We start from the raw sequence: 12,398 nt of genomic DNA, 5'->3' as shown, positions 1-12,398 counted from the left end.
TCGTCCTCCCTGCCCGGCGCTTGCGCGTCAGGCGGCTTCGGCGCATCCGGCGCCATCGGGCAGACCGAAATCCGCCGGGAAATGTTCGAGCGCCGAGCGCACCGGGAACGGCGTCATGCCGCCCATGGCGCACAGCGACCCCGAGACCATCGTGTCGCAGAGATCGTGCAGCAGTTGCACCTGGCGCGCGGAGGTATCGCCACGACGGATCCGTTCGATCACCTCGACACCGCGCGTCGAGCCGATGCGGCACGGCGTGCACTTGCCACACGACTCCAGTGCGCAGAACGCCATCGCGTAACTCGCGAGCGCCGCCATGTCGGCCGTGTCGTCGTGCACGACCACGCCGCCATGCCCGAGCACCGCCCCGAGCGCGGCATAGGCCTCGTAGTCGAGCGGCACATCCCATTGCTCACGCGGCAGATAGGCGCCCAGCGGCCCGCCCACCTGGATCGCCTTGGCCGGACGGCCGCTCGCCGTGCCGCCGCCGAAGTCGTCGAGCAAGGTGTTCAATGTCACGCCGAACGCCAACTCCACCAGTCCGCCGCGACGGACGTTGCCCGCGAGTTGCACCGGCAACGTCCCTTGCGAGCGGCCCATGCCGTACTCGCGATAGGTCTGTGCGCCGTGCGCGAAGATGAACGGCACGCTGGCGAGCGTGATCACGTTGTTGATGAGCGTGGGTGCGCCGAACAGTCCGGAGAGCGCGGGAATCGGCGGCTTCGCACGCACCACCCCGCGCTTGCCTTCGAGGCTTTCGAGCAACGCGGTTTCTTCGCCGCAGATGTAGGCGCCGGCCGCCTTCGCCACGCGCAGTTCGCAGGCGCGCCCCGAGCCGAGCACGTCCTCCCCGAGCCAGCCTTCGCGACGCGCGATGGCGATGGCGGCTTCCAGCGCCGCGATGGCGTGCGGATATTCGCTGCGCACGTAGATGATGCCTTCGCCAGCGCCCACGGACAGCGCCGCGATGATCATGCCTTCGATCAGCACGAACGGGTCGCTCTCCATGACGAGCCGGTCGGCAAACGTACCCGAGTCGCCTTCATCGGCGTTGCAGACGACGTACTTGCGCGGCGCCTTGACACGGCTTACGGTGCGCCACTTGATCCCGGCGGGAAAGGCCGCGCCGCCGCGCCCGCGCAAGCCGGAGTCGAGCACCGTCTGGCATGCGGCCTCGGCGTCGAGCGCGAGACAGGCACGCAGACCTGCCAGACCGCCGTGTGCCTCGTACTCCGGGGCGTCCAGCGGATTCGTCACGCCAACGCGAGCAAACGTCAGACGCTGCTGGCGCGCCAGATAGGGAATCGCATCGACCACGCCCACACACGCGGGAATGGCGGCGCCCCAGCTTCCATCGGGGGTTTGCGCAGCCGGGACTTGCGCGGCGTCCTGCGCCGCGCAGGCCGGCCAATCGCCGTCGAACAACGCGCTCACCTGCGCGGCCTGCACGTTGCTGTAGCCGATGCGGCCGGCAGGCGTCTCGACTTCCACCAACGGCTCCAGCCAGAACAACCCCCGCGAACCGTTGCGGACGATGTCGACGGCGATACCGCGTCGGATCGCTTCGGCGGCAACCGCCGCCGCCAGCCGATCGGCGCCTACCGCGAGCGCCGCCGAATCACGCGGAATGTAGATACGGTAAATCGTGCGTCCGGAAGCCTCAGACATGCGCACCCTCCTTGTCGTCGATGGCTTCGGCCAGCAAGGCGTCGAAGCGTGCGGGACTCACGCGGGCGTGCAGCTCGCCGTTGATGGTCACCGCGGGCGACAACGCGCATTGCCCGAGGCAGTACACCGACTCGATGCCGACGCCCCCACAGGGCTCGCCATCGATCCTCGCGCCGGTGCAGGCTTCGACGTGCGCGACGAGCGCCTCCCCGTCGCGGCTGCGACACGCCTCGGCGCGACACATCTGAACGATGGTCGGCGGCGGTGGCGCGCTACGGAAGTGGTGGTAGAACGTGATGACGCCGTGAACTTCGGCGCGAGACAGATTCAGTGCGGCAGCGATGGCCGGCACATGCGCCGGATCGATATAGCCTTCGCTGTCCTGCAATGCATGCAGCAGCGGCAACAACTCGTGTGCGCGGCCGGCGTGGCGGGCCAGCAGCGTCGCGAGCGTCGCGTGAGGTGTGGACACCATCTCGAAAGTCTCCTGGGGCAAACGGCGCCTCATATGTTTCTCTTTGCATATGATGACGGCCCGTTTTTTGGGGCTCAGCACTTAGGACATTAGTCCAAACGGCGCGTGCCAACAAGCCTCGTGGAAATACCGATGGCGCCTCACCTACTCACATTGCTGCACAGCAGCATGCCGGACAGCCGCAACCCACGCTGGCCGGGGCTTCGAAGGGTGTGCTCTCACGCGCACTTCATATGCAACACAAAGCATATGAAATTTTCACCCCAAAGACGGGAATGCCTCCCACAACGACGTCACCCTGCCGGTCTCCGCTTCGCTGTAACCGGGAATCGCGTGAACGGCTTGCCGATACTCACCGCTTTGCAGGATTTCCAGCAGCCCGCGCAAATGCGGCGAGTCTGCGGCGCTCTCGGGGAACATCAGGCAGTAGCGCTCGGTGAGGATGGGAATGAAGTCGAGCCCGAACTGGCTCGCCGCCGCTTCGATGGCGAGGCCGACGTCAGCACGGCCGCTGGCGATATAGGCGGCCACGGCCGCATGCGTGAACTCGATATTCTCCGCCCCCGCAATGGCCGACGGATCGATCCCGTCACGCACGAGCAACAGATCGAAGATGATGCGCGTTCCCGAGCCGCGCTCCCGGTTCGCGAAGCGCGCGCCGGTACGCGGCAGATCGGCAAGGGTTCGGATGCCGAGCGGGTTGCCGCGCGCGACAATCAGCCCGAGCCGGCGCGACGCCACGTCGGCGACCCGGTACGCCTTACCCTTGAGCAGCGGCATGTACTGGTCGAGCACCGGCTCGGCCAGCGCGCCGATGGGGACATGGAAGCTTGCCACCTCGCATTCGTGCTTCGCGAGCGCGGCAATCGCCTCCATGCTGCCACGGTAGCTCACCTCGACAGGCAGTCCGACGCGGCCGGCAAATTCGACGAGCGCCGCCACGGCGAGCCCGTGACTGGCAAAGAGCCGCAACTGGTCGCTGTTCTGCAGCAGCAGGTCGTCTAGCTCCGTCTGCAGTTCCGAAGCCATCGTCTCCAGGAGCGGCCCGAGCCTCGCCTGCAAACGCTTCTGTCCCCACAGCAGGCGCTGAGCGAGCGGCGTGAGCACCGCGCCGCGTCCGCGCGCCATCGTGAGCAGCGGCGCGCCCATGAGCGTCTCGATCTCCTTCACATGCCCCCAGGCCCCGCGGTACGACTGTCCGAGCGCCTGGCTGGCCGCCTGCAAATTGCCGTGCGCCTGCACCTGCGCGAGCAGCGACAGCACCTTGTCGAGCGGGAGGTCGCTGCCATCGTGGCGGAAACGCAATTGCGGCGCGATGGAGATTCGCTTCATGGACTCACCTTTATGCTATTCATTGCATAAATCGATCTATGCAAAATCCTGATAAGATGCCTACAACATCGATTATTCAAGGTGATTTGTGCGGACATCATCGCCAACACCTCGTTACAACACCATCGAATTATGCATTAATTTGCCTATTTGATGTCAAGCAACGCTTTTCACCGCCACCACTTCCGTCCGAACCCGCCTCATGTCAGCCCCCAAAATTGCACCTTACGACCGCCCCGCCGGCGGTTGGGGCGCGCTCAGAAACGTCGCCATTCAACTCGTCACGCAGGGCATTCCGCTCAAAGGCGCCCGCACACTGCTCAGCGCGAATCAACCCAGCGGCTTCGACTGCCCGGGCTGCGCCTGGCCGGACCGGGAGCATGCGTCGACGTTCGAGTTTTGCGAGAACGGCGCCAAGGCGGTCGCCGCCGAGGCCACGAAGCGGCGCGTCACCCCTGAGTTCTTTGCCACGCACAGCGTGGCCGAACTCCTCACCCGCGACGATTACACGCTCGAAGGCTACGGCCGCCTCACGCATCCGATGCGCTACGACGCCGCCACCGATCACTACGTGCCGATCGCGTGGGACGACGCGTTCGCGCTGATCGGCAACCATCTGCGCTCGCTGCCCGACCCCGACCAGGCGGCCTTCTACACTTCCGGTCGCACGAGCAACGAGGCCGCGTTCCTCTATCAGCTCTTCGTACGCCAGTACGGCACGAACAACTTCCCCGACTGCTCGAACATGTGCCACGAGCCGACCAGCGTCGGCCTGCCGCCGGTCGTGGGGCTGGGCAAAGGCACGGTGACGCTCGACGACTTCGAGCAGGCCGACACGCTGCTGCTGTTCGGCCAGAACCCCGGCACCAACCATCCGCGCATGCTCGGCGAATTGCGCGCGGCCGCGCGCCGCGGCGCGACCATCGTCTCCGTCAATCTGCTGCACGAGCGCGGCCTGGAGCGCTTCGCAGACCCGCAAAGTCCGACCGAGATGTTGAGCATGAGTGGCACGTCGATCAGCGGCCACTACGTCACCCCCGCGAACGGCGGCGACTTCGCCTTCGTGAAGGGCGTGATCAAGCATGTGCTGGAGCGCGACGCCCAGGCGCGCGCCGACGGCCTGCCGGCATTGCTGGACGACGCCTTCATCGCCGAGCACACTCACGGCTTCGAGGCATTCGCGGCCGACGTGCGCGCCGAGCGCTGGGACGACCTGGAGCGCGCGTCGGGCGTGTCGCAGGCACAGATGTGCCAGATTGCCGACGTCTATCTGCGCGGCGAGCGCGTCATCGCCACCTGGGGCATGGGCATCACGCAACACAAGCATGCGGTGGCGACGATCCAGATGATCGTCAATCTGATGCTCCTGCGCGGCAACATCGGCCGCCCCGGCGCGGGCCTGTGTCCGGTACGCGGGCATAGCAACGTCCAGGGCGACCGCACGGTCGGCATCAATGAAAAGCCGTCGGCCGCGTTTCTCGACCGCCTCGGCAAGGCGTTCGATTTCAATCCGCCCCGCAAGGAAGGACTCGGTGTCGTCGACACGATCGCCGCCATGCTCGAGGGCCGCATCAAGGTCTTCATCGGCATGGGCGGCAACTTCGCGATGGCGACGCCCGACACGCCGCGCACGTGGGAGGGACTGCGCCGCTGCGATCTGACCGTCCACGTGGCGACGAAACTCAATCGCAGCCATCTCGTGCACGGACGCGAAGCGCTGATCCTGCCCTGCCTCGGGCGCACTGAAATCGACATGCAGGACGGCGCCGTTCAGGGCGTGACGGTAGAAGACTCGATGAGCATGGTGCATCTGTCGTATGGCATCAATGCGTCGGCGTCCGAGCATCTGCGCTCGGAGCCCGCGATCGTCGCCGGCATCGCACAGGCCACGCTGGGCCGCGCACCGGGCGGGCACGACGACTGGCACTGGTTCGTTGCGGACTACGATCGCATTCGCGACGGGATCGCCGCCACGTTCGACGACTTCGCGAACTTCAATCGTCGCGTGCGACATCCGGGCGGCTTCCGCCTCGATGTCCCGCCGTCGCAACGCCGCTGGCTCACCGCCAACGGACGCGCCAACTTCACGACTCACCCGCTGCCGCGGGAAATGCCCATCGACACCGCACGCCGTCAGGCCGGCGCACGCGGGGCCGACGTGCTGCAACTGGCCACGATTCGCTCGCACGATCAGTACAACACCACGATCTATGGGCTCAACGACCGTTATCGCGGCGTCTTCGGACAGCGGCGCGTGGTCTTCGCCAACCTTGCGGATCTCGATGCCCGCGGCCTGCGCGCCGGCGAGCGTGTCGACCTCGTGGGCATCTGGAACGACGGTATCGAGCGTCGTGCCGAAGACTTCCTGCTCGTGGCGTACGACATCCCGCGCGGCAGCATCGCCGCTTATTACCCGGAGACGAACGGACTGGTGCCGCTCGACGCGACGGTCGATGGCGCCGGCACGCCCACGTCGAAGTCCGTGCCGGTGTTGCTGGAGCGGCGCGGTGGTTGAGCGTCATGCGGCCCCGCACGCACCGCACGCACCTCACGCACCCGACGACGGCATCGATCGGGCGACGCAGGATCTCGCGCGCGTACTCCACACGCTCGCCGAAGGCCGTCGTCACGAAGGACGTGAAACCATGTCGCTGGCGCGTCTGGCCAAGCGCAGCGGGTTACCCATGAGCGCCCTGCTGCGCTATCTGAGCGTGCTGTCCGGTGTGGGCTGGGTGGCGGTGGGGGTGGCGGCGGAAAACGCGGCGCGAAACACGGAGAACACGGAGGAAAGCGCGCCCGAAGACGGGCGCGGCCAACGTCTCGCCCGACTGACCGACGCGGGTCGCGCGCAACACGACAGACTGATGCAAGGCATTGCAACGACACTGACATAATTCCATCCTGGGTCGCGGCATACACTTCCGTCGTCGCCGTGCCCCCCTCCTGCCAATGTGCGGGAGGGCGGATGACTCACGGCCATCTCGCCCCGGAGACCCCATGGAGAATGTCGTCGCGCATCCGACACAGATCGACCCCGCCACGCCAGACGCAGATTCCTCTTCCTCGCATCGTCCGCCGCACACGGCGCCGGGCAGTGCAGACGCCGACGGCGCCTCGCTCACCCCGTCGCCTGCCCTGTGGCGGCACAGCCGGCCGTCGCGCTGGAACCCCTGGCTCATCTCGCTCACCGGACTGACCGGGCTCTGGCAGTGGTTCGGGCTGGGCTGGGCCCTGCGTCAATGGGGCGACATCGCGGCCTGGTCGCTGCTGCCCGTGCTGCTGCTCACGCCGATGCACTGGGGCCTCGTTCACGAATCGATTCACGGCCAGTTGTGCCTGAAAGCGCGTGCCAACGAGCAGACCGGCCGCATGCTTGCCGTGCTGCTCGGCCTGCCCTACGAAATCATGCGCTTTGGCCATCTGATGCATCACCGCTTCACCCGCCAGCCCTACGACCGCCCGGACATCTCGACGCTGCCCGAAAACGCATCGACGATGGCGCGCGTGCGCGCATGGACGGGCTATCAATCCCGGCTGCTGGGCGGTATGTGGCTGGCCGAACTGTTCGCGCCGCTCGTCGCCTGGGTGCCGGTACGCCGCCTACCAGCGCTGGCCTTGACGGCGCTCGGCAACGACGTGCAGGACGAGGATGTGCGCCGTCGCGTGATCATGTTCGCCTCGGACCCGGTCCGCCGTCGGCGCATCCGGCGCGACTTCGCGCTGTTGATCGTCGCCCTCGCGCTCGCCATCTGGGCATACGGTCCCTGGTGGCCGGTATTCGTCGCCACGTTCGCCGCGCGTGGCATATGGCTGTCGATCGCCGACAACCTGCCGCACTACGGCGTGGCAATGGACGAGCCGGGCCGCTCGCGCAATTTCCATGCACTGGCGCTGGGGCGTGCGCTACTGCTCAATCAGCACCTGCATCGCGTGCACCATCTCTACCCGACGGCCCCCTGGCATATGCTCCCCGCCATCGATGCCGCCCAGCCGAGCGCCGGTCCGACAATCGCTTACTGGCGCGCCGTCTTCCGCCAGTTCGGCAGCCCGCTGCGCGCCAACACGCTCGGCCCCCTCGTCACGCCGGGCTAATCGCCCACCCCTCGTTCGATCCGCTCGGTCGTCGGAAAGCCGGGGCAGCCGGTTCCGTGCCACCGGACGCGCAACGGCGCCTCGCGCGCCGTTGTCTCAACACCGCGCCAGACACGCATGGCACAACGATGCATGTTCGAACTCGCGCCCGACTATTTCAGATTTTTCCCAAAACATGATATAAATGCGAATCGTTTTCGTTAACGTTTACGTCCTCATTCATCGACCAGGATGAGGGTAGGCGCGTCAACGAAACCGCGTATGGATTTGCCTTGGCAGTGCACCGCCCCCAACAGCGGTGCACTCATTTGCCGGGCCTCACTTTCAGCGATTCGCAAGCATGTTGATTGCATCGGCCATTGCATTGGCATGGCTGGCAGGCGGTGCCTGCTACCTCACCTCCGAACACCAGCGCCTTCGCGCGCAACGCTTGCCCGCGCAACCTGCGCGGGCCCTGTCGCTGGCCGCTGCCGTCGCGTGCCTCGTTTGCTGGTGGCTGGCGGCCGGACCGTCGGCCGGCATCGCCGCCGCGATCGCGTCGCTTTGCTTCGGACTCCTGTTCTGGCCATACGCCGCCGGCGGTTGGCATTGGCTACGCGGAGACGCCCATGTGGAGTAGAACCGTCGCGGGCCTCGTGCTCGGTTTCTTCGCCGCGATCGCCCTGTGTGGCGCCATCGCCTATCTGACGCCCGCCGGCTGGCAAACGGCCGTCATCCCCGTCATCGCCCTCTTCCCGCTCGCGTGGCTCGGCCTGTTCGCCGTGGTCTACGCGAGCCGCACCGCCATGCGCGCGTGGGTCGGCCTCGGCGCCACCACGCTCGTCGCATGGGCCGCGCTCCTGCTGGCGCGTACCGTCTGGTAAGGATCGACCGATGCGCGCGCAAACCCTGCGTCAATATCTGAGTGTTCACACGTGGGCCGGCATCGTGGCCGGCTTCGCCCTGTTTGTTGCCATGCTTGGCGGCGCCCTGACCGTCTTTCATCACGAGATCGAACGCTGGGAGCAACCGGCAACGCGCCACGCGCCGCTCTCGCTCGCCCAGACCGAGCGGCTCGCCGAACTCGTGCGCGAGAAGTACCCGGCCGCCCGCGAGCAGATGGGTGTAGTGCTGCCGAACCACTCCCCCACGCCATTCGCCTACTGGCAGGAACCCAACGGCGAATGGATGCAGGCGCGGCTGAATCTGAACGCCGGCGCCGACGGGCCGTCGCTCACGGTCGGCGACGCACGTCCTGGCCTGTCGAGCACCATCAATGCACTGCATTACTCGCTGTCGATCCCGAACTACGGCCTGTATCTGATGGGCGTGGTATCGCTGTTCTACGGCATGGCGCTGATCTCGGGCGTCATCGTGCATCTGCCGCGCGTGACGCGCGACATCTTCGCACTGCGCCCGGGGCGCAATCTCAAGCGCTTCTGGCAAGACGCCCACAATGCCATCGGCGTGCTGAGTCTGCCGTTCCATATCGTCTTCGCGCTCACGGGCGCGCTGCTCTGCCTGAGCCTGCCACTGATGATGGCGTTCAACGTGGTGACGTTCGAGAGCAAGCTGATGTCGCAGATCCCGCAGATCACAGGATCGGTGCCCGCGAAGATCGCGCCGGTCGACGGCAAGCCGCTCGATCTGAGCGCCGTGCTCGCGCGCGCCGAACATGCCGCGCCCGACATGGAAACGACCGCAGTGGCATGGACGCGCTACGGCAAGCCCGACGCCGTGGCCGAAGTCTACGGCGAGGCGCGCGACTCGCTCGGCGTGTTCGGCGCCGTGTCCGTTCGCCTGAACGATGGCGCCATCGTCGGCCAGCACAGCCCGGGCGTCCGCGACACGAACCACGCCGTGCTGAGCATGATCTACGGCGCACACTTCGGCAACTTCGCGGGCGACGCCATGCGCTGGGTGTACTTCGTCCTCGGATTGATGGGCGCGGTGCTCGTCTACAGCGGCAATCTGCTCTGGCTGGAGTCGCGCCGCAAGCGAAACGCCGCCATCCAACCGGCCAACCTGCGCTGGATGGCCAAGGCCACCGCGGGCGTTTTCCTCGGCACGTGCCTGGGTATCGCCGTCGCGTTCGTGGGGGCCGTCGTCGCGCCAGGCATGACGGCAATCTCCGTTTTCGCCGGCACGCTCGTCGTCTCGCTCGCCTTCGCGGCACTGTGCGCACCGGCCGTGGCCGCCACCGGCCTGCTGATCGCGACGGCGCTCGTGTGCCTCGCCATTCCCACCGTCGATGCACTCGTCACCCCGGACAATCTGCTGCGCACGATGGCCAGCGGCGACTGGGTGCTCGCCGGCGTGGATCTGGTCGCGATCGCATGCGCCGCGATCTTCGCGCTGTTTGCGCGCGCCACATGGCGACGGGCGCGGTTCGGCGATCCGAACAGCGTCTGGGCCCACCCCGCGGTTGCGCGCGCCGCGAAACAGAGCGCCTCGACCCAAACGACAGCGCTGCCCGAGCAGCCGGACCCCGCGCAGAGCTGACGAGCGGCGGGAATGGCGAACCTCGTCGATAAACGACGTTCGCTTCCCGTACGCACCGCTACGCCCCCACAGGAAGACCCGCACACACGTCGTTTTACACAAGGGAGATTCACACCGATGTTGCACCACCGTCCGTTCGCAGGCTGCGGCGTTGCCCGCACGCGCGCCGCGCATGCCCCGACGCTCTGTCAGCCCTCGCCTTCGTCCATGACGCGCGCCGTTGCCGGCGTCTTCGCCGTCTGTGCCGCCTCGCTCTCGCTCGCTTCCGGCAGCGCCTTCGCACAGCAAGCGCAAGACTCGCAGCCGGCGGCGAACGCTCCGGCGGCCGCCCTGCCCGCCACCACCGTGTCCGCCGGGCGCGATGACGATGTCAAGGTCGAGCGCGTCTCGAGCGGCGCGCTCGGTGCGCGCCGCGCCGTCGACACGCCGTTCTCGGTGACGGCCGTGAACAGCGAGCAGATCAAGAACCAGATGGCGCAGACCGCGATGGATGCCTTCAAGTACGATCCGTCCGTCACCACGCTCTCGGAAAACAAGCGCAATGAAAACTCGTACTTCGCAGTGCGCGGCATCCGTGTCGACATGCTCGACGGCACGAAAGTGGACGGGCAGAACTTCGTCACATGGCAGGCGGACATCCCGCTCGAGCCGTTCGAGCAGGTCGAGCTTCTCAAAGGCCTGTCGGGATTCATGTACGGCTTCGGCGCACCGGGCGGCATCATCAACTACGTGCTCAAACGCCCGACCGACGAACCGCTGCGCCAGTTCTCCGTCGGCTACGAAGCAAGTAACGTGTGGAGCCAGAAGGTCGACCTCGGCGGCCGCTTCGGTCCGGACAACCGCTTCGGCTACCGCCTGAACCTCGTCAACGAGGAAGGCAACACCGCCGAGCCGAACAACCACGTGCGCCGCAAGACCTTCTCGTTCGCGACCGATTTCCGCGTCACGCCCGACCTGACGATCGGCGCCGACGTGATGTACTGGAAGCGCCAGACCACGGGCACACTGTTCGGCATGAATTTCAGCGGCGCCGGCGCGGTGGCCGACGCGAACAAGGTCGCGCGCAACCTCGCCCAGCCGTTCACGTACTACGAAGGCGACACGCTCTCCGCGGGCACGTCGGTGGACTACCGCATCAACGATCAGTGGAAGGCGAACTTCAAGTATCGCTTCGCACGCCAGAATCGCCTTAACGGCGACAGCTTCCTGTCGGTGCTCAACGCCGCCGGCGACTATGCCGACACGCAGTACAAGTGGAAGACGGCCTACTACTATCAGGCGTGGGATGGCATGGTGCAGGGCAAGTTCAGCACCGGCCCGCTCAAGCACGACGTGGTGTTCGGCGTGGGCTATCAGAGCCAGACGAAGCTCAACGACAACGGCATCGGCGGCAACGGCATCTCGCTCGGTACCAGCAACATCTACAACCCCTCGCTGCTGCCGAACCAGGACATCGGGCTGGACTATCAGCCGTTCCGCAGCGAGAAGATCTCGCAGCGCGCGATCTACGCGAGTGACACGATCGGCATTACCTCACGCATTTCGGTGCTGGCCGGCCTGCGCTACACCGAGTTCCACGACGACGTGTACGACATCAGTGCGCAGACGACGGCGTCCTACCGCGCCAAGCCCGTCTCGCCGACGGCCGCGCTGATGTACAAGACCGACAATGATTCGACGGCCTACGTGAGCTATGTGGAGTCGATGGAACCGGGCGGTTCGGCCGGCGTGACGGACAAGAACTATCGGCAGACGTTCGGCCCGCTCACCAGCAAGCAATACGAAGTGGGCTGGAAGGCGGACAAGGACACGTGGGGCGCCAACCTTGCGTTGTTCCGCGTGGAGCGCGGCTACGGCTACACCAATCAGTCGGGCTATTACGTGCAGGACGGCACGCAGCGCTTCCAGGGACTCGACGCCAGCGGCTGGGTGCGCCTGGCGCGCAACTGGCGCGTCATTGGCGGCGTGCTGCTGCTCAACACCAAGGCCGTCGACGTCGACGATCCGGTGGTCTCGGGCAAGCGCATTTTCGCCACGCCGCGCTATGTCGTGACCGGCCGGGTCGAGTACGACACGCCGTTCGTGCGCGGCCTGACCCTGGCCGCCGGCGTGAAGGTGACCGGCCAGCAGGAAGTCGATGCCGCCAACACGATCTCGGTGCCCGCCTACACCACGATCGATCTGTCGGCCAAGTACGCCACGCGTATCGCCGGCAAGTCGGTGGTGCTGCGCGCGGCCGTCAACAACCTGACGGACAAGCGCTACTGGACAACGACATACAACGGCTTCGTGCTGCCTGGCTCGACCCGCACGTTCCTGGCCAGCGCGACGATGGACTTCTGACGGAACC

The 12,398-nt window shown here is 66.5% G+C and carries 10 protein-coding genes; 7 read left to right on the top strand and 3 right to left on the bottom strand.

What is annotated here, in order from left to right:
* Nucleotides 1-27: 27 nt before the first annotated feature.
* From RO07_RS11960 to RO07_RS11950, 3 genes are all read right to left on the bottom strand, one after another.
* Nucleotides 28-1,668 carry a formate dehydrogenase beta subunit gene (locus tag RO07_RS11960; RefSeq protein WP_039410970.1) on the bottom strand — a complete coding sequence of 547 codons (1,641 nt, stop codon included), beginning with the start codon at nt 1,666-1,668 and terminating at the stop codon, nt 28-30.
* Complete coding sequence (locus tag RO07_RS11955) at nt 1,661-2,143, bottom strand: NAD(P)H-dependent oxidoreductase subunit E (protein ID WP_039410968.1); 483 nt, start codon at nt 2,141-2,143, stop codon at nt 1,661-1,663. Before RO07_RS11955 ends, RO07_RS11960 begins: the two co-directional genes overlap by 8 nt.
* A 258-nt stretch (nt 2,144-2,401) precedes the next feature.
* Nucleotides 2,402-3,475 (bottom strand): substrate-binding domain-containing protein, encoded by a 1,074-nt coding sequence (locus tag RO07_RS11950; protein ID WP_039410967.1) that lies wholly within the window; start codon nt 3,473-3,475, stop codon nt 2,402-2,404.
* A gap of 202 nt (nt 3,476-3,677) precedes the next feature.
* Between RO07_RS11950 and RO07_RS11945 the strand changes: the two genes are divergently transcribed.
* From RO07_RS11945 to RO07_RS11915, 7 genes are all read left to right on the top strand, one after another.
* Nucleotides 3,678-5,990 (top strand): FdhF/YdeP family oxidoreductase, encoded by a 2,313-nt coding sequence (locus tag RO07_RS11945; RefSeq protein ID WP_039410965.1) that lies wholly within the window; start codon nt 3,678-3,680, stop codon nt 5,988-5,990.
* Nucleotides 5,983-6,369 (top strand): helix-turn-helix domain-containing protein, encoded by a 387-nt coding sequence (locus RO07_RS11940; RefSeq protein WP_039410963.1) that lies wholly within the window; start codon nt 5,983-5,985, stop codon nt 6,367-6,369. Before RO07_RS11945 ends, RO07_RS11940 begins: the two co-directional genes overlap by 8 nt.
* Before the next feature lie 103 nt (nt 6,370-6,472).
* Entirely contained in the window at nt 6,473-7,567 is a 1,095-nt protein-coding gene (locus RO07_RS11935; RefSeq protein ID WP_052267216.1) for a fatty acid desaturase family protein, read from the top strand.
* 340 nt (nt 7,568-7,907) lie between these two features.
* On the top strand, nt 7,908-8,186 hold the full coding sequence (locus RO07_RS11930) for a hypothetical protein (RefSeq protein WP_039410961.1): 279 nt from the start codon (nt 7,908-7,910) through the stop codon (nt 8,184-8,186).
* Complete coding sequence (locus RO07_RS11925) at nt 8,176-8,430, top strand: hypothetical protein (RefSeq protein ID WP_039410959.1); 255 nt, start codon at nt 8,176-8,178, stop codon at nt 8,428-8,430. The genes RO07_RS11930 and RO07_RS11925 overlap by 11 nt, the downstream gene beginning before the upstream one ends.
* A 10-nt stretch (nt 8,431-8,440) precedes the next feature.
* Complete coding sequence (locus tag RO07_RS11920) at nt 8,441-10,048, top strand: PepSY-associated TM helix domain-containing protein (protein WP_039410957.1); 1,608 nt, start codon at nt 8,441-8,443, stop codon at nt 10,046-10,048.
* Nucleotides 10,049-10,165: 117 nt separating this feature from the next.
* Nucleotides 10,166-12,391 carry a TonB-dependent siderophore receptor gene (locus tag RO07_RS11915; RefSeq protein WP_237171425.1) on the top strand — a complete coding sequence of 742 codons (2,226 nt, stop codon included), beginning with the start codon at nt 10,166-10,168 and terminating at the stop codon, nt 12,389-12,391.
* Nucleotides 12,392-12,398: the final 7 nt, after the last annotated feature.

The organism is Pandoraea pulmonicola (genome assembly GCF_000815105.2).
GTDB classification, from domain to species: Bacteria; Pseudomonadota; Gammaproteobacteria; order Burkholderiales; family Burkholderiaceae; genus Pandoraea; species Pandoraea pulmonicola.
The sequence above is the reverse complement of the archived record's forward strand: the minus strand, read 5'-3'. Positions and strand labels throughout refer to the sequence as shown.